General features: G+C 62.9%; 23 protein-coding genes. 9 read left to right on the forward strand and 14 right to left on the reverse strand.

The genetic code is table 11. The annotated features are described in order from the left end of the window. Positions 1 to 3 precede the first annotated feature (3 nt). Positions 4 to 957 (reverse strand): LysR substrate-binding domain-containing protein, encoded by a 954-nt coding sequence (locus ACSSU5_RS10040; RefSeq protein ID WP_264311036.1) that lies wholly within the window; start codon positions 955 to 957, stop codon positions 4 to 6. A gap of 155 nt (positions 958 to 1112) precedes the next feature. On the opposite strand from ACSSU5_RS10040, the gene ACSSU5_RS10045 reads away from it, so the two are divergent. Further along, on the forward strand, positions 1113 to 2501 hold the full coding sequence (locus ACSSU5_RS10045) for a NorM family multidrug efflux MATE transporter (protein ID WP_264311035.1): 1389 nt from the start codon (positions 1113 to 1115) through the stop codon (positions 2499 to 2501). 32 nt (positions 2502 to 2533) lie between these two features. Here the strand turns inward: ACSSU5_RS10045 and ACSSU5_RS10050 are convergent, their stop codons facing one another. Then, positions 2534 to 4198, reverse strand: a complete 1665-nt coding sequence (locus ACSSU5_RS10050) for a putative bifunctional diguanylate cyclase/phosphodiesterase (RefSeq protein ID WP_492561097.1) — start codon at positions 4196 to 4198, stop codon at positions 2534 to 2536. Between the two features lie 287 nt (positions 4199 to 4485). Here ACSSU5_RS10050 and rep point away from each other — a divergent pair, with 287 nt between their 5' ends. Next, positions 4486 to 6495 (forward strand): DNA helicase Rep, encoded by a 2010-nt coding sequence (rep, locus tag ACSSU5_RS10055; protein ID WP_099430788.1) that lies wholly within the window; start codon positions 4486 to 4488, stop codon positions 6493 to 6495. Between the two features lie 65 nt (positions 6496 to 6560). Next, positions 6561 to 7133 carry a xanthine phosphoribosyltransferase gene (locus ACSSU5_RS10060; protein WP_264311033.1) on the forward strand — a complete coding sequence of 191 codons (573 nt, stop codon included), beginning with the start codon at positions 6561 to 6563 and terminating at the stop codon, positions 7131 to 7133. 122 nt (positions 7134 to 7255) lie between these two features. Here the strand turns inward: ACSSU5_RS10060 and ACSSU5_RS10065 are convergent, their stop codons facing one another. From ACSSU5_RS10065 to dadA, 6 genes are all read right to left on the reverse strand, one after another. Next, entirely contained in the window at positions 7256 to 9112 is a 1857-nt protein-coding gene (locus tag ACSSU5_RS10065) for an acetyl-CoA hydrolase/transferase C-terminal domain-containing protein (protein WP_492561098.1), read from the reverse strand. A gap of 213 nt (positions 9113 to 9325) precedes the next feature. Then, positions 9326 to 10261, reverse strand: coding sequence for an IS110 family transposase (locus ACSSU5_RS10070; protein ID WP_492560428.1), 936 nt, complete (start codon positions 10259 to 10261; stop codon positions 9326 to 9328). 300 nt (positions 10262 to 10561) lie between these two features. Continuing rightward, a complete protein-coding gene (locus tag ACSSU5_RS10075) occupies positions 10562 to 10966 on the reverse strand; it encodes a c-type cytochrome (protein WP_033692624.1) in 405 nt (134 codons plus the stop codon). A 154-nt stretch (positions 10967 to 11120) separates the two neighbouring features. After that, positions 11121 to 11669 carry a cupin domain-containing protein gene (locus tag ACSSU5_RS10080; protein ID WP_264311031.1) on the reverse strand — a complete coding sequence of 183 codons (549 nt, stop codon included), beginning with the start codon at positions 11667 to 11669 and terminating at the stop codon, positions 11121 to 11123. A gap of 124 nt (positions 11670 to 11793) precedes the next feature. Then, positions 11794 to 12867: an alanine racemase gene (alr, locus tag ACSSU5_RS10085; protein ID WP_264311030.1), complete on the reverse strand. Its 1074-nt coding sequence runs from the start codon at positions 12865 to 12867 to the stop codon at positions 11794 to 11796. Between the two features lie 148 nt (positions 12868 to 13015). Beyond that, complete coding sequence (gene dadA, locus ACSSU5_RS10090) at positions 13016 to 14320, reverse strand: D-amino acid dehydrogenase (RefSeq protein WP_264311029.1); 1305 nt, start codon at positions 14318 to 14320, stop codon at positions 13016 to 13018. A 155-nt stretch (positions 14321 to 14475) separates the two neighbouring features. On the opposite strand from dadA, the gene dadR reads away from it, so the two are divergent. Further along, positions 14476 to 14964 carry a transcriptional regulator DadR gene (gene dadR / locus ACSSU5_RS10095; RefSeq protein ID WP_003258963.1) on the forward strand — a complete coding sequence of 163 codons (489 nt, stop codon included), beginning with the start codon at positions 14476 to 14478 and terminating at the stop codon, positions 14962 to 14964. Between the two features lie 2 nt (positions 14965 to 14966). Here the strand turns inward: dadR and ACSSU5_RS10100 are convergent, their stop codons facing one another. Then, a complete protein-coding gene (locus ACSSU5_RS10100; protein ID WP_264311028.1) occupies positions 14967 to 15320 on the reverse strand; it encodes a YkgJ family cysteine cluster protein in 354 nt (117 codons plus the stop codon). Positions 15321 to 15453: 133 nt separating this feature from the next. Here ACSSU5_RS10100 and ACSSU5_RS10105 point away from each other — a divergent pair, with 133 nt between their 5' ends. Beyond that, entirely contained in the window at positions 15454 to 16746 is a 1293-nt protein-coding gene (locus tag ACSSU5_RS10105; RefSeq protein ID WP_264311027.1) for an NAD(P)/FAD-dependent oxidoreductase, read from the forward strand. A 32-nt stretch (positions 16747 to 16778) separates the two neighbouring features. On the opposite strand, the gene ACSSU5_RS10110 is transcribed toward ACSSU5_RS10105, so the two are convergent. Beyond that, entirely contained in the window at positions 16779 to 17009 is a 231-nt protein-coding gene (locus tag ACSSU5_RS10110; protein ID WP_264311026.1) for a DUF1127 domain-containing protein, read from the reverse strand. Between the two features lie 178 nt (positions 17010 to 17187). On the opposite strand from ACSSU5_RS10110, the gene ACSSU5_RS10115 reads away from it, so the two are divergent. Then, complete coding sequence (locus tag ACSSU5_RS10115; RefSeq protein WP_492561099.1) at positions 17188 to 18618, forward strand: aminotransferase-like domain-containing protein; 1431 nt, start codon at positions 17188 to 17190, stop codon at positions 18616 to 18618. 60 nt (positions 18619 to 18678) lie between these two features. Then, the gene (locus tag ACSSU5_RS10120; protein ID WP_264311024.1) at positions 18679 to 20235 is read left to right on the forward strand and encodes a phospholipase D family protein; all 1557 of its coding nucleotides are present in this window, start codon (positions 18679 to 18681) and stop codon (positions 20233 to 20235) included. A gap of 81 nt (positions 20236 to 20316) precedes the next feature. Here ACSSU5_RS10120 and ACSSU5_RS10125 read toward each other — a convergent pair whose 3' ends face one another. Both ACSSU5_RS10125 and ACSSU5_RS10130 read right to left on the reverse strand, forming a co-directional pair. Then, entirely contained in the window at positions 20317 to 21456 is a 1140-nt protein-coding gene (locus tag ACSSU5_RS10125) for an MFS transporter (protein WP_264311023.1), read from the reverse strand. Positions 21457 to 21595: 139 nt separating this feature from the next. Then, positions 21596 to 23089: an aldehyde dehydrogenase gene (locus tag ACSSU5_RS10130; RefSeq protein ID WP_264311022.1), complete on the reverse strand. Its 1494-nt coding sequence runs from the start codon at positions 23087 to 23089 to the stop codon at positions 21596 to 21598. A 196-nt stretch (positions 23090 to 23285) separates the two neighbouring features. Here ACSSU5_RS10130 and ACSSU5_RS10135 point away from each other — a divergent pair, with 196 nt between their 5' ends. Beyond that, positions 23286 to 23645: a cupin domain-containing protein gene (locus ACSSU5_RS10135; RefSeq protein WP_264311021.1), complete on the forward strand. Its 360-nt coding sequence runs from the start codon at positions 23286 to 23288 to the stop codon at positions 23643 to 23645. A gap of 73 nt (positions 23646 to 23718) precedes the next feature. Here the strand turns inward: ACSSU5_RS10135 and rpmG are convergent, their stop codons facing one another. Together rpmG and rpmB are read right to left on the reverse strand one after the other, a co-directional pair. After that, on the reverse strand, positions 23719 to 23874 hold the full coding sequence (gene rpmG, locus ACSSU5_RS10140) for a 50S ribosomal protein L33 (RefSeq protein ID WP_003253507.1): 156 nt from the start codon (positions 23872 to 23874) through the stop codon (positions 23719 to 23721). Positions 23875 to 23885: 11 nt separating this feature from the next. Then, the gene (rpmB, locus tag ACSSU5_RS10145; protein WP_003253504.1) at positions 23886 to 24122 is read right to left on the reverse strand and encodes a 50S ribosomal protein L28; all 237 of its coding nucleotides are present in this window, start codon (positions 24120 to 24122) and stop codon (positions 23886 to 23888) included. A gap of 360 nt (positions 24123 to 24482) precedes the next feature. On the opposite strand from rpmB, the gene ACSSU5_RS10150 reads away from it, so the two are divergent. After that, positions 24483 to 26072, forward strand: a complete 1590-nt coding sequence (locus tag ACSSU5_RS10150; protein WP_492561100.1) for an ABC transporter substrate-binding protein — start codon at positions 24483 to 24485, stop codon at positions 26070 to 26072. The last annotated feature ends 72 nt before the right edge of the window (positions 26073 to 26144 follow it).

The raw sequence follows: 26144 nt of genomic DNA on the forward strand, positions 1-26144 counted from the left end.
GGCTCAGGGGCGCATTGGGTCGCGCTGCGGCCCAATCGCCGGCAGGATCTGCACATCCGGCAGGTCCATTGCCGCCACCTCATCGTGCAAAAACGCACTCAAGCGCCGCAACCGCTCGCCCCCCGGCCGGGTGCGCGGCCACACCAGGTAGTAGTCCATGCCGCTGGGCACTGCGGTCGGCCATGGCAGGCTCAAACGCCCTTGTGCCACATCCTCGGCGACCATCAGCAAGTCACCCATCGATATCCCGTAGCCACGCGCTGCCGCAATCATGCCCAACTCCAGGGTATCGAACACCTGGCCGCCCTTGAGCGATACCTTGTCGCTAAGCCCCATGCGTTCCAGCCATTCCCGCCAGTCGCGCTTGTCCACCGTCGGGTGCAGCAGTTCGATGCACGCCAGCCGGCGTTCGTCCCAGGGTGCTTCATCGAGCAGGTCCGGCGCGCCCACCGGGATCAGCAGTTCAGGAAACAACCGACGCACCTCCCAATGCGCCGGGAACACACCATCGCTGAGCAACACCGCGCAATCGAAGGGCTCCTGGTTGAAATCGACATGGTCAACGTCCATCCAGGCGCTGGTCAGCTGCACTTCGTTACCCGGCTGCAGGTGACGAAAGCGGCTCAGGCGCGCCAGCAACCAGCGCATGGTCAGGGTAGAGGGCGCTTTCATGCGCAGGATGTCATCTTCGCCGCGCAAGGTGTCGCAGGCCCGTTCCAGCGCGGTGAAACCTTCGCGCACACCCGGCAGCAACACCCTTGCCGCTTCGGTCAGTTGCAGGCTGCGGCCGCTGCGCACGAACAGGCGGCAGGCAAAGTGTTGTTCAAGGGTGCGAATATGGCGGCTGACGGCACTCTGGGTAATCGAAAGCTCTTCGCCGGCACGGGTGAACGAGCTTAGTCGCGCAGCAGCTTCGAATGCGCGCAAGGCATACAACGGGGGGAGCTGACGAGACATTGGGCACCTGCCATGCGGGCTGGGGAACGGTTCGATGACAGCATAAACACATGAGTCAAACTCATGCCAATGATCGTTTTTATCCTTTTGTGCAAAGTTGACCAAAGCCCCAGAATCGTTCTCCGCTCACGGAAACAGGAAAAAGGACCCCGCTCATGCATGTAGCGCCCACCACCGAACTCAAGGCCTTGCTGCGCCTGGCCGGGCCGCTGATCGCCTCGCAGTTGGCGCACATGCTGATGGTGCTGACCGACACCCTGATGATGGCCCGTATCAGCCCGCAGGCCTTGGCGGGCGGTGGCCTGGGCGCTGCAACCTACTCGTTCGTGTCGATTTTCTGCCTGGGCGTGATCGCCGCAGTCGGCACGCTGGTGGCAATCCGCAAGGGTGCCAATGACATCGAAGGCGTCACCCGCCTGGCGCAGAGCGGCTTGTGGCTGGCCTGGGGCCTGGCGCTGGTGGCGGCGCTGGTGTTGTGGAACCTGCAACCGGTGTTGTTGATGTTCGGCCAGCAACCCGAGAACGTCGCCTCTGCAGCCGAGTTCCTCACCCTGCTGCCGCTGGCCCTGCCCAGCTACCTGACCTTCATGGCCTTGCGCGGCTTCACCAGCGCCCTGGGCCGCTCGACGCCGGTGATGGTCATCAGCGTGATTGGCACAGTGCTCAACTACCTGCTCAACGTCGCGCTGATCGAAGGCATGTTCGGCCTACCCAAGCTGGGCCTGATGGGTATCGGCCTGGTCACCGCAGTGGTGTCGCTGGGCATGGCCATTGCCCTGGCCCTGTACATTCGCTGGCATTCGGCCTATGCCCCTTACCCGCTGCGCAAGGGCCTGTCACGCCCTTCGCTGCCGGCGTTGCGCGAGCTGTGGCGGTTGGGCCTGCCGATTGGCGGCACGTACATGGTGGAGGTCGGCCTGTTCGCCTTTGCTGCGCTGTGCATGGGCGTGCTCGGCAGTACCGAACTGGCGGCGCACCAGATCGCGCTGCAGATTGTTTCCACGGCATTCATGGTGCCCACCGGGCTGTCCTATGCCGTGACCATGCGCGTGGGCTTGTACTACGGCGGCGGCAACCTGCTCGCCGCCCGCAGCGCAGGCCGGGTGGGGATCGGTTTCGGGGGGATGATCATGTTCGCCTTCGCGGCGCTGTTCTGGCTGTTGCCGGATGCGCTGGTGGGTCTGTTCATCGACCGCAACGACCCCGCGTTCGCGGCCATCTATCTGTTGGCCGTACAGCTGGTGATGGTGGCAGCGTGGTTCGAATTGTTCGACGGCATGCAAACCATCGCCATGGGTTCGATCCGCGGGTTGAAGGATGCCAAGACCACCTTCCTGATCGGGCTTTGCTGTTATTGGTTGGTGGGCGCACCCAGCGCCTGGCTGTTCGCCTTCACCCTGGGTGGCGGTGCGGTCGGGATCTGGTGGGGGCTGGCGTTGGGGCTGGCCTGTGCGGCAGTGGCACTGACCTTTGGCTTTGAATGGCGGATGAAGCGGCTTCTGGGCAAGGCGGGGCTGGCTGGCAAAAAGGCGGTGTCGGCCTGACGGCCGGGGGGGCGCTTTGCGCCCCTGCAGTGTTACAAGCTAACCAGGTGCGGCCTGTCACTTTCCTGCAAAAACGTCATCAGTTCCCCCACCGGTAGCGGCTTGCTGACCAAAAAACCCTGTACCTGGTCACAGCCGAACTCACGCAGCAGGGCCATCTGTGCCTCGGTCTCCACGCCCTCGGCGACCACTTCGAGGTTGAGGTTGTGCGCCAGGTTGATCATGGCGTGCACCAGCTTGCGGTTCTCTTCGCGCATTTCCATCTCGGCGACAAAGCTGCGATCAACCTTGAGCAAGGCAATCGGCAGGCTGTTCAGGTGCACGAACGACGAGAACCCGGTACCAAAGTCATCGAGGGAAAAACGCACGCCCAGGCGCCCCAGGGCATCCATGGTCTGGCGCACCAGCTCGTTGCGGCGCATGACCGCCGTCTCGGTCAGCTCGAACTCCAACCAGCGGGCATCGACACCGTGCTCGATGATCAACCGGCTCAGGGTCGTCAGTAGCTGGCTGTCCTGAAACTGGCGAAAGCTAAGGTTCACCGCCATGTGCAGCGGCGCGAAGCCTTGTTCGCACAGCGCCTGCATGTCGCGCAGCGCGCGCGATATGACCCAGTAGCCCAGCGGCACGATCAGCCCGCTCTGCTCGGCCAGCGGCACGAACTCGCTCGGTGGCAACAGGCCGCGCTCGGCATGGCGCCAGCGCACCAGCGCCTCAAGGCCCACGATGCGCCCGTCGGCCAGGTTCAGCCGTGGCTGGTAGTGAAGCTCCAGCTCGTCACGGCGTAGCGCCCGGCGCAGCTCGCTTTCCAGGTCGGCGAGGCTGCGCGCGTTGCGGTTGATCCGTTCATTGAACACATGAAAGGTACAGCCCTGGCTGCCCTTGGCCTGACGCATGGCGATGTGCGCATGCCACATCAGCGGGTCAGCGCCGCTCTGCGCGCGGGCATGCGCCAGGCCCAGGCTGCAGCCGAGCAGCAGGCTTTCGCCGTCGATCCAGTAGGGTTCGGCCAAGGCCTCGATAATGCGTTCGGCCATCCACTCGGCACGGTTTGGGTCACGGCGGGTATCGATCAACAGGGCAAACTCGTCGCTGCCCAGGCGCGCCAGCTGGTCACCGGCTTCCAACTGCTGCTTGAGCCGAGCCACCACCTGCAGGATAAGGCGGTCGCCACTCTGGTGGCCGAGGGCATCGTTGACGTGGCGGAAGTTGTCCAGGTCCAGGTGGCCGAGGGCCAGGCCACGGCCGTCACTTTCGGCCAGACGCGCCGTCAGCAAGGCCTGAAAACCCTGGCGGTTGGCAATGCCGGTCAGCGGGTCCTGCTCGGCCAGGCGCTGCAAGGTGGCGACCAGCACGCCGCGCTCGCGCACATGGCGCAATGACCGGCGCAAGGCATCGACATTCAGATGGTCGCGCACCAGCCAGTCGCTGACCCCGCTGGGCGCGACCTCTGGCTCGTGGTCGAGCAGCAAGATGGTGGGCAACTCGCAGCGCCCAGGGGCCGGCTGCAAGGCCGGGGTGGCCAGGATCACGGCCTGACGCTCATGGCTGAACAGGCTGTCGACCGACTCCCAGTCAGGTGCGGTCAGCAGCACTGCGCTGCCGCCCAGTGCCTGCACGCACTCACGCAACAGCACCGCCCATTGCGGCTCATCAGCCAACAGCAGCAAACGCAAAGGTTCGACAGGCGTGGACAAGCGGGCTCCTTAGGGCTTGGGCGGGGTACAACGGCAGAAGCGAAGTATGCCACTGCATGAATGGAAATGATTTACGTTTTTATACAGGTAGGCAACGACGTATTTCGTCGTGCATCCTGCGCGAAACCAAGCAAAGCGGCAAATACGATTTTTTAAGGGAATAGCATGAGCCTGACTAATGCTTATGCGCAGACAAAAGTCTGACTCAGACGTCAGACGGTCGCGCCACAACCGGCCCATGCCTGTTAGAATGCGCGGCTATTTTCTGGCGACCCCCGGTTTCTAGCATGTCCCGACTCAATCCCAGGCAACAGGAAGCCCGTGACTACGTCGGCGGCCCTCTTTTGGTGCTCGCCGGTGCAGGTTCCGGCAAGACCAGCGTCATTACCCGCAAGATTGCCCACCTGATCCAGAACTGCGGCATCCGTGCCCAGTACATCGTGGCGATGACCTTCACCAACAAGGCCGCACGCGAGATGAAGGAGCGGGTCGCCACCCTGCTGCGACCGGGGGAAGGCCGTGGCCTGACGGTATGCACCTTCCACAACCTGGGCTTGAACATCATCCGCAAGGAGCACGACAAGCTGGGCTACAAGCCAGGCTTCTCGATCTTCGACGAGTCCGACATCAAGGCGTTGCTGTCGGACATCATGCAGAAAGAGTATTCCGGCGACGACGGCATCGACGAGATCAAGAACATGATCGGTGCCTGGAAGAACGACCTGATCCTCCCTCCCGAGGCGCTGGAAAAGGCCCGCAACCCGCGCGAGCAGACCGCCGCCATTGTCTACACCCACTACCAGCGCACGCTCAAGGCGTTCAACGCAGTGGACTTCGACGACCTGATCCTGCAGCCAGTCAAGCTGTTCCAGGAGCACCCCGAGGTGCTGGAGCGCTGGCAGAACCGCGTGCGCTACCTGCTGGTGGACGAGTACCAGGACACCAACGCCAGCCAGTACCTGCTGGTGAAGATGCTGATCGGCATGCGCAACCAATTCACCGTGGTGGGCGACGACGACCAGTCGATCTACGCCTGGCGTGGCGCGCGCCCCGAGAACCTGATGCTGCTCAAGGAGGATTACCCCTCCCTGAAAATCGTCATGCTGGAGCAGAACTACCGCTCCACCAGCCGCATCCTGCGCTGCGCCAACGTGCTGATCGCCAACAACCCGCACGCGTTCGAAAAGCAGTTGTGGAGCGAGATGGGCGTGGGCGACGAGATCCGTGTGATTCGCTGCAAGAACGAGGAAGCCGAGGCCGAACGCGTGGCCATGGAAATCCTCACCCTGCACCTGCGCACCAACCGCCCGTACAGCGACTTTGCCATCCTCTACCGTGGCAACTACCAGGCCAAGCTGATCGAACTGAAGCTGCAGCACCACCAGGTGCCGTACCGCCTTTCGGGCGGTAACAGCTTCTTCGGCCGCCAGGAGGTCAAGGACCTCATGGCCTACCTGCGTCTGCTGGTGAACCCGGACGACGACAACGCCTACCTGCGAGTCATCAACGTGCCGCGCCGGGAAATCGGTTCCACGACCCTGGAAAAGCTCGGCAACTACTCGACCGAACGCGGTATCTCGATGTACGCCGCCAGTGAAGAACTGGGCCTGGGCGAGCACCTGGACGCCCGTTACACCGAGCGCCTGCAGCGCTTCAAGCACTGGCTGGACGGGGTGCGCCACAAGGTGGCGCTGGATGACCCGATCGCCGCGCTGCACGAGATGATCCGCGACATCGACTACGAGAACTGGATCCGCCAGCAAACCGCCAGCGACAAGGCCGCGGAGTTTCGCATCAGCAACGTCTGGTTCCTGGTCGAAGCGCTGAAAAACACCCTCGAGAAGGACGAAGAGGGTGACATGACCATCGAAGACGCCATCGGCAAGTTGGTGCTGCGCGACATGCTCGAACGCCAGCAGGAAGAGGAAGAAAACGCCGAAGGTGTGCAGATGATGACCCTGCATGCCTCCAAGGGCCTGGAATTCCCTTACGTGTTCATCATGGGCATGGAAGAAGAGATCCTTCCGCACCGCTCCAGCATCGAAGCCGACACCATCGAAGAAGAACGCCGCCTGGCCTACGTGGGCATTACCCGCGCACGCCAGACCCTGGCCTTCACCTTTGCGGCCAAGCGCAAGCAGTACGGCGAGATCATCGACTGCACTCCGAGCCGGTTCCTCGACGAACTGCCGCCGGACGACCTGGCCTGGGAAGGCCTGGACGATGCGCCAGTCGAAGTCAAAGCCGCGCGTGGCAACAACGCACTGGCCGATATTCGGGCAATGCTCAAACGCTGATCAACCCTTACTCTTTAACCGTTGCCGCTGTTGCGGCCACCTTTGCTACATCGAGGAAAACCACAGTGGAAGCACTGCATCAGAAGATTCGCGAAGAAGGCATCGTGCTTTCCGATCAGGTACTTAAAGTCGACGCGTTTCTCAACCACCAGATCGACCCTGCGCTGATGCAGTTGATCGGTGACGAGTTCGCCCGCCTTTACGCCGATGCCGGCGTGACCAAGATCGTCACCATCGAAGCCTCGGGCATTGCCCCTGCGGTGATGACTGGCCTGAAGCTGGGCGTGCCGGTGATCTTCGCACGCAAGCACCAGTCGCTGACCCTGACCGAAAACCTGCTGACCGCCTCGGTGTATTCCTTCACCAAGCAGACCGAGAACACCGTGGCCATCTCGCCGCGCCATCTCAACAGCAGCGACCGCGTGCTGGTAATCGATGACTTCCTGGCCAACGGCAAGGCGTCGCAGGCACTGATCTCGATCATCAAGCAGGCCGGCGCCACTGTGGCTGGCCTGGGTATCGTCATCGAGAAGTCGTTCCAGGGCGGCCGTGCCGAGCTGGACAGCCAGGGCTACCGCGTTGAATCGCTGGCTCGGGTGAAATCGCTGGAAGGTGGTGTGGTCAGCTTCATCGAGTAAGCCTGTACCGGCCCCATCGCCGGCAAGCCAGCTCCCACAGGTACTGCACAAGGCTCGGCCTCGTGAAGTACCTGTGGGAGCTGGCTTGCCGGCGATGGGCTGCAAAGCAGCCCCGGCTATCTTCAGGACGCCGCCAACCCTGCCAGCAAAAGCCGCTGATACAACTCTTCCTTCAATCCCTGCGGAGCGTCCAGCCCCATCCGCTTCAGGTGCCCCTCATAGCCCTCCGGCCCCGGCGCATCCAGCGCGGCCTTGCCCAGCTCCAGCACCTCGCTCAACTTGAACTTGCTCTTCAACCAGTTCAGCGCCCGCAGCAAATCCCGCTCCTCTGCCGTGAAATCAGTCCCCAGCGGATACTCCGGAAACAACCCTGCATGCCGTGCCCGGATGGCCTCAAGGCGCTCCGGCGTATTGCCTGTAAAGCGTGCATCCAGCTCGAAATCCTTGGCCAGCTTGCCGGCGTTCTTGGCCTGCTCCATCAGCTCACCTTGGAACCTGGAGTCACTGACCGCCAGCAGCCGCGCAATCACCTCACTGTCAGTCTGCCCACGCAAATCAGCGATGCCGTATTCGGTCACCACAATGTCGCGCAAATGCCGAGGGATGGTGCAGTGGCCATACTGCCAGAGCAGGTTGGACGTCACCTGCCCACCCGCCTCGCGCCAGCTACGCAGCAGCAAAATCGAGCGCCCGCCCTCCAGCGTGTGGCCTTGGGCGACGAAGTTGTACTGCCCGCCCACGCCGCTGAGCACACGGCCATCCTCCAACTGGTCGGCAACCCCCGCGCCGAGCAAGGTCATGGTGAACACGGTGTTGATGAAGCGGGCATCCCGACGCTGGCGGCGCTTCAGGTCTTCCTGGCCATACAGCTCGTTGATGTAGCTGATCCGCGTCATGGCAAAGCGTGTGCGCTGCTCCAGTGGCATTTCGCGCAAGCGTTGGTAGAACGCCCTCGGGCCAAGGAAAAACCCGCCGTGCACCAGCACGCCCTGCTCGTCCGCCGGGCGCCGCACCACGCCCGCCTCGGCCAGCGCCAGCAGGCCGTTGACGAACATTTCGCTACAGCCGTAAAGGCCTTGGGCGAAAGGCTCCACCCCCCCTTCCCGCTCGATCAAGGCCTGCCAGGGACCAACGTCGAGTTCCTCCATCAGCGCCCGGTAACCCACGTTGTCACCCTGGCGCGCCAGCAGCGCGGCAGCTACGGCATCGCCCATGGCGCCGATGCCGATCTGCAAAGTGCCGCCGTCGCGCACCAGGGTGCTGGCGTGCAGGCCGATGCAATGGTCCTGGGTGTTGACTGGCATGTTCGGCGTGGAGAACAGCCGGCGTTGCTCCACCTGGTCGATCAGCAGGTCGAAGGCGTCGATGCTCAGCTCCGAATCGCCCGGCATGTAGGGCAGTTCGGCATGAACCTGCCCGAGCATGAGAATGGTCTCACCGGCCGCACGGCGCTTGGCGATCATCGGCAACAGGTCGAGGGTGATGTCGGGGTTGCAGGCCAGGCTCAGGTGCACGGGCTTTTCTGGCGTGGCAGCCACCAGCTGGGCAATCAGGTTCAAGCCCTTGGCGTTGATGTCGCGGGCGGCATGGCTGTAGTTGCTGCTGATGTAGTCCTGTTGGGCGGCCTCGCTGTGCAGCAGGCTGCCAGGCTGCATGAAGAACTGCTCGACGCGGATGTTCGGTGGCAGCTGGTCGTGGCGCAGGTCGGCGAGGTAGGTGAGCTCTTCGTAGTCAGCGAACACACGTTCGACGAAAGGCTCGAGGAAGCGCCGCTGCAGGCCATCGCCCAAGGGAGGACGGCCAAGGGACAAGGCGGTGTAGATCGTCAGGCGCCGCTCGGGCAGTTCGCGCACTCGGGCGTACAAGGCGTTGACGAAGGCGTTGGGTTTGCCAAGGCCCAGTGGCAGGCCCATGTGGATATGGGCCGGCAGGCGCGACAGGACTTGCTCGACGGCCTGATCGATGGCGCAGAGGTGCATCTTGGCCTCCTGAGTCTTCCGTGGGTTCAGGGGTTGGACATGGGGTATGGCGGGTTGGTTGCCTGTGCGGGCCCCTTCGCGGGCAAGCCCGCTCCCACAGGTACAGCGCAGCATTCAAAGACTGTGAGGTCCGTGTGGGAGCGGGCTTGCCGGCGATGGGGCGCGTAGCGCCCCAGGCCCGGCTGTGCCGGGCATCGCCAGCAAGGCTTGCTCCTACGAATGAGCTATTTGCTCCTTCCAGGGCGTTCCGGTCTTGAGCATCGCATTTAGCCTCACTATCAATACTCGCATACACGCCACCACCGATACTTTCGCGCACTTCCCTTGGGCTCGCAGTGCTTTGTAGCGCTCGCAGAAGTCCTTGTTGTGCCGTATCACCACCCAGCAGGCCATATAGAGCGCCCGCCTGACTTGTGAGCGCCCCCCCCAGATTGAACGCTTGCCCGACTGCTTGCCGCTGTCCTGGTTGAACGGCGCAACACCGACCAAGGCGGCAATTTCCTTCTTATCCACCTGGCCCAGCTCTGGCAGCAAGGCCATCAGCTTTCCGGCAGTAATCAGACCAATTCCTTTGACTTGAGTGAGCTGTTTAACCCGGTCATCAGGCAAAGCTGCTGCCTGCTGTGCGATCTCTTGTTCCAGCGCTCGAATTTCACCCTTCAGATAGCCGATGTGTTGTTCCAACCGCAAACAAACACTGGGAGCCCGCGCCTGCTTCAGGCGCCGCTTGTCATCGTCGCGCTGTTGGACGAAGCGATCCCGCTGCATAAGCAGTTCGCGCAGCAAGGCCCGCTCGGGTGTCATCACCTGGCAAGGCCGTGGGGGCATAACTTCAGCCAGGTGAGCCAAAACCGCTGCGTCAATGGGATCGGTCTTGGCGCGTTTACCCATCGACTTGGCAAAGTCCCGGGCACGACTGGGATTGATCCGGCAAACCGGAAAATCGGCATCCTGCAGCGCTTTGAGGACATTGCACTCGTAGCCACCGGTAGCTTCGAGCAAGACCATTGAAACTGCATACCCGCCAAGCTTTTCGACGAGCAGTTGGAATCCCTTCAAGTCATTGGAAACACTGAAGTTCACCCCCTCAGGGCGGATGTGAACAGCAAGTGTGGCACTGGAAACATCGATGCCGACAGAGGAAGACATGGCCAAACCCTCTTAAACTCAAGGAGTGAGAGCGCTTTGGCTTGGCCCACGCTTGTGATTCGAGATTACGCCCCTCATCCAACTGTTCGGGCTCTCGCCAAAGTGGAACGGTGAATGGCAGCTTTTGCTCCCACACGTGCTCTGGGCACCTCGGGCTATCAGCTTGCCATTCACCGCTCTCACTTCAGATTCTATTCCCTCTCCAAGACACAAGCGGGCTTGCCCGCGAAGAGGCCGGTACAGGCAGCACAAATACAAAGCCCGCCATCAACGGCGGGCCTCGTGCGATTCAGCTGTGTCTTACAGCCCGGACATTTTCTTGATCGCCCCTTTCAGGTCGTCATCCGAGCAGTCCGCGCAGGTGCCTTTGGGCGGCATGGCATTGATGCCGGTAATGGCCTTGGCCAGGATGCCATCCAGGCCGCCCTGGTGGTCGGCGCGTTCTTTCCACGCGGCGGTGTCGCCCACTTTAGGCGCACCAAGCAGCCCGGTGCCATGGCAGGCATTGCAGTGCTTGGCGATGATCTCATCGGGCGTCTTGGCACCCCCGCCCCCTGCTGCAACAGCCACTTCCATGCCCTTGCACTCCTGGCCCTGGACGCACACCTGGCCAACCGGCTCGAGGCGCTTGGCGATATCGTCATTGGTCGCAGCGGTTGCGCTCATTGCCCAGAGGGCGAATACGGCTGCTGGTACGGCCAGCATCTTCTTGATTTGGTTCACGCGTACACCCTCATGGTGGCTAATCACGCTCGCGGCCACGGGTCGGCGAGCGTTGAAAAGTATAGCGGGAACCCAGAGACCGTGAAACGACCCCACACAGGAAAGGGGTATTGCCGAATCAATGCACTGCGCTGGATCAAAAGTTTGAAGGCGTTGCAGCGCTGATCAGCCGGGCGGGTTCATCGAAGGGGTTGCGAAAGCGGTGCGGGCGGGTGCTTTCGAAGTAGTAGCTGTCGCCTTCCTCAAGGATGAAGATCTCGTTGCCGACCACCAGCTCAAGCCGGCCTTCGAGCAGGATGCCGGTCTCTTCGCCGTCGTGGGTGAGCATCTCGGCGCCAGTGTCGGCACCCGGTGGGTAGACCTCGGTGAGAAACGCGATGGCGCGGTTGGGGTGCGACTTGCCCACCAGCTTCATGGTCACCGCACCGTCCGAGATATCGATCAGCTCGTGGGCCTTGTAGACGACCTGCGTTGGGCTTTCAGCGGCCAATTCGACCGAAAAGAATTCCACCATGGACATCGGAATGCCACTCAACACCTTGCGCAGCGAACTGATCGAAGGGCTGACGCTGTTCTTCTCGATCATCGAGATGGTGCTGTTGGTTACGCCCGCGCGCTTGGCGAGTTCACGTTGTGACAGGCCCTTGAGCTTGCGGATGGCTTGCAGTCGTTCGCCGACGTCCAAAGCTGGAGCCTCCTGAAACGGGTAGAAATGGGGGGTGGATGTGAACGATATCATGGCAATGCCGTTCAGTATTTACAACACACCACCCCTCACGCTGTCCGCTTCAGCGTCTTATTCGTCGCACTTACTCACCGCAGTAGTCCTTCGGCACCCGCTTCAGGTTGCAGAAGATCTGATAGGGAATGGTACCGGCATGCGCAGCCACTTCGCTGGCCAGCACCTGCTTGCCCCACAGCTCCACCGGGCTGCCGACGGTAGCCTCAGGGACATCGGTCAGGTCGATGCAGAGCATGTCCATCGACACCCGGCCAATCAGCTGGGTGCGCTTGCCGGCAACCATCACCGGGGTGCCGTTGGGCGCCTGGCGCGGGTAGCCATCGGCATAGCCCATGGCGACCACACCGACCCGGGTCGGCCGCGGGCTGATGAACTTGGCGCCATAGCCCACCGGCTCGCCGGCCGGCAGTTCGCGCACGCTGATGACCCGCGATTGCAGGGTCATCACCGGTTGCAGGCGTTGCGCCTCGGCCTGGGCCACTTCAAACGGCGTAGCGCCATACAGCATCAGGCCTGGGCGCACCCAGTCGCCGCCGGCCTGCGGCCATGCCAGCACTGCGGGCGAATTGCGCAGGCTGCACTCGGCGGCCAGGCCCTGGCGCGCGGCCTCGAACACCGCGATCTGCTCGGCGGTGGCGTCGGCGTCCAGTTCGTCGGCACGGGCGAAGTGGCTCATCAAGACAATGCGCGCAACCTTGCCAGTGGCCAGCAGGCGCTCATACGCCGCGTGGTAATCCTTGGGGTGCAAGCCGACGCGGTGCATGCCGCTGTCGAGTTTCAGCCAGAGGGTCAGTGGCTTGTGCACGTGGGTCTTTTCGATCGCTTCGAGTTGCCACAGCGAATGCACCACGCACCAGAGGTCGTGCTCGGCCATCAGCGCCAGCTCGCTGGCCTCGAAAAAGCCTTCGAGCAGCAGCACCGGGGCTTTGATGCCAGCGGCGCGCAGTTCCAGCGCTTCTTCGATGCAGGCCACGGCAAAGCCATCGGCTTCGGCCTCCAGCGCCAGGGCGCAACGCACCGCGCCGTGGCCGTAGGCATCGGCCTTGATCACGGCAAGGGCTTTGGCGCCGGTCAGTTCACGGGCGAGGCGGTAGTTGTGGCGCAGGGCCTGGAGGTCGATCAGGGCGCGGGCGGGACGCATAGCGGCATGCCTTATGGTGGTTCAGTTTAAGAACAGTGTTTGCTTCTTCGCGGGGCAAGCCCGCTCCCACAAGGTCGGCACAGCTATCGAACACTGTGCAGTACCTGTGGGAGCGGGCTTGCCCGCGAAGAGGCCGGTACAGGTGAACTTACTGCTGGTGAACCGGCGCGGTCTGGCCTTGCTTGGCCACTTCCCGGCTGTTGCCATACCGGGAAATATCCAGCCCTTCGGCACTGATCTGCGGCTTTTTGCGCGCAATCAGGTCGGCCAGCAGGCGACCGGAGCCGCACGCCATGGTCCAGCCCAAGGTCCCGTGACCGGTGTTGAGGAACAGGTTACGGAACGCAGTGGCGCCCACGATCGGCGTACCGTCCGGGGTGGCCGGGCGCAGGCCGGTCCAGAAACTGGCTTGGCTCAGGTCACCGCCGCGAGGATAAAGGTCGTTGACGATCATCTCCAGCGTTTCGCGTCGACGTGGGTTGAGCGACAGGTCAAAACCGGCGATCTCAGCCATGCCGCCAACGCGGATGCGGTTGTCGAAACGGGTGATGGCGACCTTGTAGGTCTCGTCGAGAATGGTCGACGTCGGCGCCATCTCGGCGTTGGTGATCGGCACGGTCAGCGAGTAACCCTTGAGCGGGTAGACCGGCGCCTTGATGCCCAGTGGCTTGAGCATCTGCGGCGAGTAGCTGCCCAGGGCCAGCACGTAGCGGTCGGCGGTTTCCAGCTTGCCGTCGATCCACACGCCATTGATGCGATCGCCGGCAAAGTCCAGGCGCTGGATGTCCTGGCCGAAGCGGAACTCCACGCCCAGCTTCTGCGCCATGTCGGCAAGCTTGGTGGTGAACAGCTGGCAGTCGCCGGTCTGGTCGTTGGGCAGGCGCAGTGCACCGGCGAGAATGTCTTTCACCCCGGCCAGGGCCGGCTCGACGCGGGCAATGCCATCGCGGTCGAGCAGCTCATACGGCACACCGGACTGCTCAAGCACGGCGATGTCCTTGGCAGCGGCATCGACCTGAGCCTGGGTGCGGAACAACTGGGTAGTGCCCAGGGTGCGGGCTTCGTAAGCGATGCCGGTTTCAGCACGCAGCTCGTCGAGGCAATCGCGGCTGTACTCGGACAGACGCACCATGCGCTCCTTGTTCACCGCATACCGGTTGGCGGTGCAGTTGCGCAGCATCTGTGCCATCCACAGGTACTGGTCGACGTCGCCGGTGAGCTTGATGGCCAGCGGCGCGTGGCGTTCGAGCAGCCACTTGATCGCTTTGAGCGGCACGCCCGGGGCAGCCCAGGGTGAGGCATAGCCGGGCGAGATCTGGCCTGCGTTGGCGAAGCTGGTTTCCATGGCTGCCGCCGGCTGGCGGTCGACCACTGTCACTTCGAAACCTTGCCGGGCCAGATAATAGGCACTGGCGGTTCCGATTACACCGCTACCAAGTACCAGAACTCGCATTGTTGATCCCTCGCACGCGGCGCACCGCAGTCTTTTGTTGAATTGGCATGGATGCGCGCAGTATAAAAATTACAGACCAGTGCAATTCACTATATAAAAGCCTATATTTGGCGAGAATTCTCGGCAATATCGCCTTTCACGGAGGGGCATCCCCTATGAGAACCCAGCACCAGAGCAAGCGTGAACTGGACAAGATCGACCGCAACATACTGCGGATCCTGCAGAATGACGGGCGTATTTCCTTCACCGAACTGGGCGAGAAAGTTGGGCTTTCCACCACCCCGTGCACCGAGCGCGTCCGCCGCCTGGAGCGCGAGGGCATCATCATGGGCTACAACGCCCGGCTCAACCCACAGCACTTGAAGGGCAGCCTGCTGGTGTTCGTCGAAATCAGCCTTGACTACAAGTCTGGCGACACCTTCGAGGAGTTTCGCCGCGCGGTGCTCAAGCTGCCCCATGTGCTGGAGTGCCACCTGGTTTCGGGCGATTTCGACTACCTGGTCAAAGCGCGTATTTCGGAGATGGCCTCGTACCGCAAGCTGCTGGGCGACATCCTGCTGAAGCTGCCGCATGTGCGCGAGTCGAAGAGCTACATCGTCATGGAAGAGGTGAAGGAGAGCCTCTGCCTGCCGATTCCGGACTGAGGCTAGACCAGCACCTGGCGGGTGGTGGCAATGAACTGGTGAACGAGCTGCTCGGCCTCGGGCTCGATCATCTGTTCCGGGCCTCGACCGCGCGGGCAGGCCATGCGCGGGGTGGTACCGAACAGACGGCAGATCATCGGCCGCTCTTCATACACCGTGCAACCGTTGGGCCCCAGGTGCACGCAGTCCAGGTGCTCCAGCGCAGCGGCCTGCTCGGCCTCGGACTTGCGCGGCAGGCGGGCCATTTCTTCGGCTGACGTAGTGACCGGGCCACAGCAGTCGTGGCAGCCGGGCTCGCACTCGAAGGCAGGGATGAGCTCGCGCAGGAAGTGGATTTTGTGGCGGTTGCAGGACATGGCGGGGTACAGGGCAAGAATTCAGGTTGGATTATAGGCCTATTCACAGCTGAACCCGCAGCCCTCGCCATGTTGCCCACCTCCCGGCCCCGGCTTATCCTCGCCCTTTCGTCTCACTGCCAGGACACCACCGATGATCCACAGCGCGCAGCACGCCGCCTCTTACTACGCCGCCAGCAGCGCGCCCCACCCCGACCACGCGTTCCTGCAAGGCGAGCACAGCGCCGACGTGTGCATCGTCGGGGGTGGCTATTCGGGCATTAACACCGCCATCGAACTGGCCGAGCGTGGCCTCTCGGTCATCCTGCTGGAAGCCCGTAAGCTCGGCTGGGGCGCCAGCGGGCGCAACGGTGGGCAACTCATCCGCGGGGTTGGCCATGGCCTGGATCAGTTCCTCCCGGTCATCGGCGAAGAAGGCGTGCGCAGCATGAAGCTGATGGGCCTGGAAGCCGTGGAGATCGTCCGCGAGCGGGTTGAGCGCCACGCCATCGCCTGCGACCTGACCTGGGGCTATTGCGACCTGGCCAATAAACCTGCTGAGCTGCTGGGCTTTGCCGAGGACGCTGAAGAACTGCGCAGCCTGGGCTACGAACATGAGCTGCGCCTGGTCGGCAAAGACGATATCCACAGCGTGGTCGGCGCCGATTGCTATGTCGGCGGCCTGATCGACATGGGTTCTGGCCACCTGCACCCGCTCAACCTGGCCCTTGGCGAGGCGGCCGTAGCCAGCCGCCTTGGCGTGCGCCTGTATGAGCAGTCGGAAGTCACCCGCATCGAGTATGGCCCTGAGGTCAAGGTACACACCGCTCAGGGCCGGGTCCGCGCCAAGACCCTCGTCCTGTGCTGCAATGCCTACCACAACGACCTCAACCGCGAGCTGGGCGGCAAGGTGCTGCCCGCCGGCAGCTACATCATCGCCACCGAGCCACTGGGTGAAGAACGCGCGCGCTCGCTGTTGCCGCAGAACATGGCCGTGTGCGACCAGCGCGTAGCGCTGGACTACTATCGCCTGTCTGCGGACCACCGGCTGCTGTTCGGCGGTGCTTGCCACTATTCCGGCCGCGACCCGCAAGACATCGCCGCCTACATGCGGCCGAAAATGCTCAAGGTTTTCCCGCACCTGGCCGATGTGCGCATCGAATTCCAGTGGGGCGGCATGATCGGCATCGGCGCCAACCGTCTGCCACAGATCGGGCGTTTGGCCAGCCAGCCGAACGTCTATTACGCCCAGGCGTACTCTGGCCATGGGCTCAACGCTACCCACCTGGCCGGGCGCCTGCTGGGCGAGGCCATCAGCGGCCAGCAGAGCGGGCGCTTCGACCTGTTCGCCAAGGTGCCACACATCACCTTCCCCGGCGGCAAGCACCTGCGCTCGCCGCTGCTGGCACTGGGGATGCTCTGGCACCGACTCAAAGAGCTGACCTAAAAGCTTACACCGCCCTCCTTGTGGGAGCGGCGTCAGTCTTTCCAAAATGGCTTACGCCCTTCTTCACGGGCCTGCTCCCAGCTCAGTCCGACATCGCGCAACTCATCGTCTGTCAGTTGCAGCAGCGCCCTGCGAGTATGCCAGCGATGCACCATCAGCCCCCAACGGTTCAGGCCTGCCGGCGCGTTGAAGACCTTGGCCTGCTGCCCGGTTTCCAGCTCCTTGGCCATCAGTTGCAAGCGCACATCGCTCATGCCACCCATCGCTGCGTTCTCCCATTCAGTTGATACCGTGGAGAAAGCATGCGCGTCGGCAATGGTGACAATACAGATCCACTCACCGCTTATTATTCCCATACAGAATTGGCGAATCGACGGGTGAATGCTGTATTTTCAGCGCAACTGTACTGGTCGCCGCAGGCCGGCGACGCTGGAGTATGCCGTGACGCTTTACCTCAATCTCGCCGAGTTGCTCGGCGCTCGTATCGAACAAGGCCTGTATCGCCCCGGCCAGCGCCTGCCCTCGGTGCGCGCCTTGAGCGTGGAGCACGGCGTCAGCCTGAGCACCGTGCAACAGGCCTACCGCACGCTCGAAGACAGCGGCATGGTCTCGCCCCGGCCAAAGTCTGGCTATTTTGTCAGCGAACACCGCCACCTCCCTGCCCTGCCCGCCGTCAGCCGCCCAGCCCAGCGCCCGGTAGACATATCCCAGTGGGAACAGGTGCTGGAACTGGTCCGCAGTACCCCGCGCCAGGATGTGATGCAGCTAGGGCGCGGCATGCCCGACGTCAATAGCCCGACCCTCAAACCGCTGCTGCGCAGCCTCGCCCAGCTAAGCCGGCGCCAGGACATGCCAGGCCTGTACTACGACAACATCCATGGCAACCTCGCCCTGCGTGAACAGATCGCCCGCTTGATGCTGGACTCCGGCTGCCGCCTGGGCCCGGCCGACCTGGTGGTGACCACCGGCTGCCATGAGGCGCTGTCCTGCAGCATCCGCGCCGTGTGCGAGCCGGGCGCTATCGTCGCGGTCGATTCCCCAAGCTTTCATGGCGCCATGCAAACCCTCAAGGGCCTGGGCATGAAGGCGCTGGAAATTCCCACCGACCCGGTCACCGGCATCAGCCTCGAAGCGCTTGAGCTGGCCCTGGAGCAGTGGCCGATCAAGCTCATTCAGATCACCCCAAGCTGCAACAACCCGCTGGGCTACATCATGCCCGAGGCGCGCAAGAAGGCTTTGCTGAGCCTGGCCCAGCGCTATGACGTGGCCATACTCGAAGACGATGTGTACGGCGACCTGGCCTACACCTACCCGCGCCCGCGCACCCTCAAGTCGTTCGACGACGACGGCCGCGTGTTGCTGTGCAGCTCGTTCTCCAAAACCTTGGCACCCGGCTTGCGCATCGGCTGGGTCGCGCCGGGCCGTTACCTGGAGCGGGTGCTGCACATGAAATACATCAGCACTGGCAGTACCGCCAGCCAACCCCAGCTGGCCATTGCCGACTTCATCAAAGCCGGCCATTACCAGCCCCACGTGCGGCGCATGCGCAGCCAATACCAACGCAGCCGCGACCTGATGAGTGACTGGGTGACCCGTTACTTCCCGCCGGGCACCCGCGTCAGCCGGCCCCAGGGCGGCTTCATGCTGTGGGTGGAACTGCCTGAACATTTCGACACGCTGCGGCTGAACCGCGCTTTACTGGAGCAGGGGGTGCAAGTCGCCGTGGGCAGCATTTTTTCGGCTTCGGGCAAGTTCCGACACTGCCTGCGCATGAACTTCGCCGCCCAGCCTACGCCGGCAATCGAGGCAGCCGTGCGCAACGTGGGTGAAACCGCCCTTCGTCTACTGGATCAGGACGAAGCCTGCGCGTAACTTTGCGCCGCCCCCCACGGTCCAACTCCATAGGCCTTTGCTGTACAGGACACGCTTACCTTGAGATTGCAGCGAGCTCTGCCGCTTCTGCTGACGCTACTGCTCGGCCTCGCAGGCTGTGCCAGCGTCGGCACTCCCCGAGAAGTCAGCCAGGCACTGCCGGCCAACGACTCCGCCTTCGGCCGCTCGGTGCTGCGCCAGGCAGCGCCCTACGAGGGCCGCTCGGGCTTTCGCCTGTTACCCAACAGCAACGAGGCGTTTCGCGCCCGGGCCGAGCTGATCCGCAACGCCCAGGCCAGCATCGACCTGCAGTACTACATCGTCCACGACGGCCTCAGCACCCGCGCGCTGGTCCATGAGCTGTTGCGCGCCGCCGACCGTGGCGTGCGCGTGCGCATCCTGCTCGACGACACCACCAGCGATGGCCTGGACACCATCATGGGCACCCTCGATGCCCACCCGAACATCCACATCCGCGTCTTCAACCCACTGCACCTGGGCCGCAGTACCGGCGTGACGCGCGCGGTGGGCCGCCTGTTCAACCTGTCGCGCCAGCACCGGCGCATGCACAACAAGCTGTTTCTGGTGGACAACAGCATGGCCATCGTCGGCGGGCGCAACCTGGGCGACGAATACTTCGACGCGGAGCCCAACCTCAACTTCACCGACATCGACCTACTGGGCGTGGGCCCGGTGGCCGAACAACTGGGTCACAGTTTCGACCAGTACTGGAACAGCGCCCTGAGCCGGCCCATCGGCGACTTCCTCTGGCGCCTGCCGGATGCCGCTGACCTGCGCGCCAGCCGCCATCGCCTGGAGGTGTCCCTGGCCGAGGCGCGGACGCGGCGCAAGGCCTTGTATGACCGCTTGATGGCCTATCAGTCTCAGCCGCGCCTGGATGTCTGGCGCAACGAGCTGATCTGGGCGCACAGCCAGGCCCTGTGGGATGCGCCGAGCAAAGTCCTGGCCCATGACGAGCCGGACCCTCAACTGCTGCTGACCCAGCAATTGGCCCCTGACCTGAACAACGTGCACCACGAGCTGATCCTGGTGTCGGCGTACTTCGTGCCCGGCGAATCCGGCCTTGTGTACTTGACCCACAGCGCCGATGCCGGCATCTCGGTCAAACTGTTGACCAACTCGCTGGAGGCCACCGACGTGCCCGCGGTGCACGGCGGCTATGCGCCGTATCGACGGGCGCTGCTCGAACATGGCGTGCAACTGTTCGAGCTGCGCCGCCAGCCTGGCGCCCCCAGTGCCCGGCATGGGCTGAGCTTCCACGGCAGTTCGGATTCAAGCCTGCACAGCAAGGCGATCGTGTTCGACCGGCGCAAGACGTTCATTGGCTCGTTCAACTTCGACCCGCGTTCGGTGCTGTGGAATACCGAAGTCGGGGTACTAGTGGATAGCCCGGAACTGGCTGAATACACGCGCGATCTGGCGGTCCAGGGCATGGCGCCGGCGCTGAGTTACCAGCCGAAACTGGTGGGCGACAAGCTGGTGTGGGTGACCGAGGATGATGGTAAGCGGCGGATGCTGACGTCCGAGCCTGGCGGCATGTGGCGGCGGTTCAATGCCTGGGTCAGCAAAGCGGTCGGGCTGGAAAAGATGCTGTGATCTCTAGGGGCCGGCGCTGAGCGCTGTACCTGTAGGAGCGGCCTTGCGTCGCGAAAGGGCCGCAAAGCGGCCCAAACTCTCTTAGGCAGAAGCCGGCTCGAAAGCCCCGCGCCGCCTGATCAGCACCACCAGCCCCGCGGCCCCGAGAGCCATCAGCAACGGCAATGCATGCCCACTGATCCACTGGCTCCCTGCCCCGGCCAGCAGCGGCCCAAGCAGGCAACCAATGCCCCACAGCTGCGCCACGTGAGCATTGGCCCGCACCAGCGCATCATCCCGATAACGCTCGCCAATCAATACCAGCGACAGGGTGAACAACCCCCCAGCACTGGCCCCGAACAGCACCCACAGCGGCCATATCACCGGCGTGTGCAGCAACAGCGGTATCGCCAGGCTTGAACACATCAAGGTCACCGCACAGCCACTGAACAAGGTGCGCCGCGACATGTGGTCGGCCAGCGCACCGATGGGCAGTTGCAGCACCGCATCGCCCACCACCACCGTGCTGACCATGAACAGCGCAATCTCGGTGCTGAACCCTTGCTGCAAGCTGTAAACCGGCAGCAAGGTCAGGATCATCGCTTCGAACGAGGCGAACAAGGCGATCGCCCAAGCGATCACCGGCAGGCGTCGGCAGAAGGCGATCAGGTCACGGAAGGTGACACTGTAAGCTTCAGTGGTCGGCGCCCCGCCACGTCCCAACAGCACCAGCGGTGCCAGCAGCAGCAAGCCAGTCGCGGCCCAGAACCCGAAGTCGTCGTCCGAGCCGAGAAAGCCCAATACCAATGGCCCGGCCAGCTGGCTCAAGGCGTAACTGCTGCCATACAGCGCCACCAGCCGGCCACGCCATTGCTCGACCACCAGTTGGTTGATCCAGCTTTCGCCAAGGATGAACACCACGGTCAGGGACATGCCGATCAGCAGGCGCAGGGCCAGCCATAGCGGGTAGCTGGGCAGCACCGCCACCAGGCCGATCGACAGCGCGCCGCCCCAGAGGCACAGGCGCATGGCCGAAGGCACGCCGACCCAACCGGCCAGGCGGCTGGCAAGGCTGGCGCCCAGCAGCACGCCCAGGGCTGGCATCGCTGCCATTACGCCAATGGCGAAGCTGCCGTAGCCCCACCCCTCCAGGCGCAGGGACACCAGCGGCATGCTCACGCCCAGCGCCAAGCCGACACTGAGTACGGATGCCAGTACGGCGAAGTAGGTGCCCCAGCGCATGTGCTCCCCCTGTTGGATTTTCTTGGGCCCATTCGCGGGACAAGCCCGCTCCCACAGGTACTCCGCTATTCTGAAATCAGCGATGAACGTGTGGGAGCGGGCTTGTCCCGCGAATGGGCCGCAACGCGGCCCCAGCGATTTACAGCTTGATCCAGGTCGCTTTCAGCTCGGTGTACTTCTCCAGCGCATGCAGCGACTTGTCTCGGCCGTTGCCCGACTGCTTGAAGCCGCCGAACGGCGCGGTCATGTCGCCGCCGTCGTACTGGTTGACCCAGACACTGCCAGCGCGCACGGCACGGGCGGTCTTGTGAGCCTTGGAAATGTCCGAGGTCCAGATGCCAGCGGCCAGGCCATACGGCGTGTCGTTGGCAATGGCGATGGCTTCTTCGGCAGTGTCGAAGGTAATCACCGACAGTACTGGGCCAAAGATCTCTTCCTGGGCGATCGTCATGGCGTTGGTCACGCCGTCGAAGATGGTTGGCTCGACATAGGTGCCGCCAGTCTCTTCGAGGATGCGCTTGCCACCGGCCAGCAGTTTGGCGCCGTCCTTGTGGCCGGCGTCGATATACGACAGCACGGTGTTCATCTGCTGGGTATCCACCAGCGCGCCGACGGTGGTCGCCGGGTCCAGCGGGTTGCCCGGCTTCCAGGCCTTGAGGGCCTCGACCACCAGCGGCAGGAATGTGTCCTTGATCGAGCGCTCGACCAGCAGGCGCGAACCCGCGGTGCAGACTTCGCCCTGGTTGAAGGCGATGGCGCTGGCAGCGGCCTCGGCAGCGGCTTGCAAGTCTGGTGCGTCGGCAAAGACGATGTTCGGGCTCTTGCCGCCGGCTTCCAGCCAGATGCGCTTCATGTTCGATTCGCCGGCGTAGATCATCAGTTGCTTGGCGATCTTGGTCGAACCTGTGAACACCAGGGTGTCGACGTCCATGTGCAGGGCCAGGGCCTTGCCGACGGTGTGGCCGTAACCTGGCAGCACGTTCAGCACGCCAGCCGGGATGCCGGCTTCGATGGCCAGTTGGGCGATGCGGATGGCGGTCAGTGGCGATTTTTCGGACGGCTTGAGCACGACCGAGTTACCGGTGGCCAGGGCCGGGCCGAGCTTCCAGCAGGCCATCAGCAGCGGGAAGTTCCACGGCACGATGGCGCCGACGACACCCACCGGCTCGCGGGTAACCAGGCCGAGCTGGTCATGCGGGGTCGGTGCGACTTCGTCGTAGACCTTGTCGATGGCTTCGGCATTCCAGTGCAGGGCTTGTGCCGCGCCTGGGACGTCGATGCTCGAGGAGTCGCCAATCGGCTTGCCCATGTCCAAGGTTTCGAGCAGCGCCAGCTCTTCGACGTTCTTGCGCAGCAGGTCGGCGAAGCGGATCAGCTTGGCTTTGCGTTTGGCTGGAGCCAGGCGCGACCAGACGCCGGAGTCAAAGGTGGCGCGGGCGTTCTCGACAGCACGGTTGGCGTCTGCCAGGTCGCAGCTGGCGACCTTGGCCAGGAAGCGTCCGTCGACCGGGCTCAGGCACTCGAAGGTCTCACCGGATGCGGCGTCGGTGTATTCGCCGTTGATGAAGGCACGGCCTTCGATCTTCAGTTGCTGGGCACGTTGTTCCCAGTCCGCACGAGTCAGGGTGGTCATACGAAACTCCTCCTCTTGTTTAGGTGCAACGCCGCACTGAGGACTCATAGGCGTTGTCAGAATTCTGGCCGGGCGACGAGCGCACACGGGCAAGCGATACCCTAAACCAGGCCGTGTAAACTATCAATATATTTGACACGAAAGGCCTAAAAGCCTACTGATGTGCATTTTATTAAACAACAACAGGAGCCGCACCATGAGCATCGCCAGCATCATCGACTTCGCCCAGGTTCTGACCGAGGCTGAACGCTACCGCCCGGCGGCAGAGAAAATCCTCAAAGGCGAGCCAGACCAGGCCGTCTTCAACCACTACTCAAGCCCATGCGGCCAGTTCGCTGCAGGCGTCTGGGAAGGCGAAGTCGGGCAATGGACCGTGAACTATACCGAGCACGAATATTGCGAGATCGTGCTGGGCGTTTCGGTGCTGCGCGACCAGGAGGGCGGCGCCAAGACCTTGCGCGCCGGTGATCGCTTCGTCATTCCGGCCGGCTTCAAGGGCACCTGGGAGGTGCTGGAGCCGTGCCGCAAGATCTATGTGATGTTCGAGCAGAAATAAGCGCCGCCTTTACCGCAGGCAAAAAAAACCCGCGTCCTTTCGGATGCGGGTTTTTTTTCAGGTCGCCGATCAATTACTTGATCTTGGCTTCCTTGTACACCACGTGCTTGCGAACAACCGGATCATATTTCTTGATCTCGATTTTGTCCGGGGTGGTGCGCTTGTTCTTGTCGGTGGTGTAGAAGTGGCCGGTACCGGCACTCGAAACCAGACGGATCAATTCACGCATGATGTTCTCCCTTAAACCTTGGCGCCAGCTTTACGGATGTCAACCAGAACGGCGTCGATGCCGCGCTTGTCGATGATACGCATGCCCTTGGCGGAAACGCGCAGACGCACGAAACGCTTCTCGGATTCAACCCAGAAACGGTGGTGCTGCAGGTTCGGCAGGAAACGACGACGGGTTTTGTTGTTTGCGTGGGAAATGTTGTTCCCGGTTACTGGACCCTTACCAGTAACTTGACAGACTCTCGACATGACTCAGCCCTCTAAAACCACATGCCCAACCCGGCATGGGTTGGCCGCTTAATCTCTCAGTCTTTGGCGCCAGGCGCCGTGATTCTGGAGGTCTTATCGACCGGATCCGCTGATGCGACAGGCCGAGCCCCTAGAAAAGAGCGCTGCTTTATACCAGAAAGACTGCGTTGCAACAACAGATGATGAGCATCTAGCTGAGACAAATCGTGCGCGAGCAGCATAGCGACTAGCGCGGCGCGCTGTCGACCACTCGTCGCCAACCGACAGAAAAAGAGGGTGGTCATTTGCTTATGCGCACACTAGGGTAGGACGTTTCCAGACTGCACTGGCAGATGGGCCACTGACAGCCAAGGAGTCACGATGCGTGCTGCCGCCTTTTCCTTATTGTTCACCTCCCTGTTTGCCGCCGGCATCGCCCAGGCAGCCCCGCTGAGTGTCTGCAGCGAAGCCAGCCCCGAAGGCTTCGACGTGGTCCAGTACAACTCGCTGACCACCACCAATGCCTCGGCCGACGTGCTGATGAACCGCCTGGTCGAGTTCGACGCTGCTCAAGGCAAGGTTGTACCCAGCCTGGCGCAAAGCTGGACGGTGTCGGCTGACGGCCTGAACTACGACTTCAAGCTGCGTGACGGTGTCAAATTCCACAGCACGGCGTACTTCAAGCCCACCCGCGAGCTGAACGCCGACGACGTGCTGTTCAGCTTCCAGCGCATGCTTTACCCGGCCCACGCCTGGCACAAGACCGCGCCGGGCGGCTACCCACATGCACAATCGTTGCAACTGGGCAGCCTGATCAAGTCGATCGAGGCGCCGGAGCCGAACAGCGTACGTTTCACCCTGTCTCACCCGGATGCCACATTCCTGGCCACCCTGAGCATGGGCTTCGCCTCGATCTACTCCGCCGAGTATGCCGACAAGCTGCTCAAGGCGGGCACCCCGGACAAGCTCAACAGCCAGCCGATTGGCACCGGGCCGTTCGTCTTCCAGCGCTTCCAGAAGGACGCCGTGGTGCGCTACCGCGCCAACCCCGACTACTTCGCCGGCAAGCCTGCGGTGGACCCGCTGATCTTCGCCATCACCACCGACGCCAACGTGCGCCTGCAAAAACTCAAGCGCAACGAATGCCAGATCGCCCTGTCGCCCAAGCCGTTGGATATCGCGCAAGCCAGCAAGGAGGGCAACCTCAAGGTAGCCAGCACGCCGGCCTTCATGACCGCTTTTGTCGCCATCAACAGTGAACACCCGCCGCTGGACAAGCCCGAAGTACGCCAGGCCATCAACCTGGCCTTCGACAAGCAGGCCTACCTCAAGGCGGTGTTCGAAGGCACCGCGACGGCCGCCAACGGCCCCTACCCGCCCAACACCTGGAGTTACGCCAAAGACTTGCCCGGCTACCCGCTGGACGTGAAGAAGGCCAAGGCCCTGCTGACCAAGGCGGGCCTGCCAGAGGGCTTCAGCACCACGATCTGGACCCGCCCCTCGGGCAGCCTGCTCAACCCTAACCCAAGCCTTGGCGCACAGATGCTCCAGGCTGACCTGGGCAAGATCGGCATCAAGGCCGAGATCCGCGTGATCGAGTGGGGCGAGCTGATCCGTCGTGCCAAGGCCGGCGAGCATGATTTGCTGTTCATGGGTTGGGCGGGTGACAACGGTGACCCAGACAACTTCCTCAGCCCACAGTTTGCCTGTGCCGCGGTGAAGTCGGGGACCAACTTCGCGCGGTTCTGCGACAGCCGCCTCGACCAGTTGATCAACGCAGGGCGCACCACCAATGACCAGAGCGTGCGCAGCCGGCTGTACCAACAGGCGCAAACGCTGATCCAGCAGCAGGCGCTGTGGGTGCCGCTGGCGCATCCGACGGCGGCGACCCTGCTGCGCCAAGGGGTGGAGGGGTACCAGGTGAGCCCGTTTGGGCGGCTGGATTTCAGCAAGGTTTCGGTGAGCCGCTGAACTTGTAGGCGCCTGAACCGGCCTCTTCGCGGGCAAGCCCGCTCCCACAGATACCCCACTGCTCTCAAGGGC

It is taken from the genome of Pseudomonas sp. E1MeOHC2 (assembly GCF_058745025.1).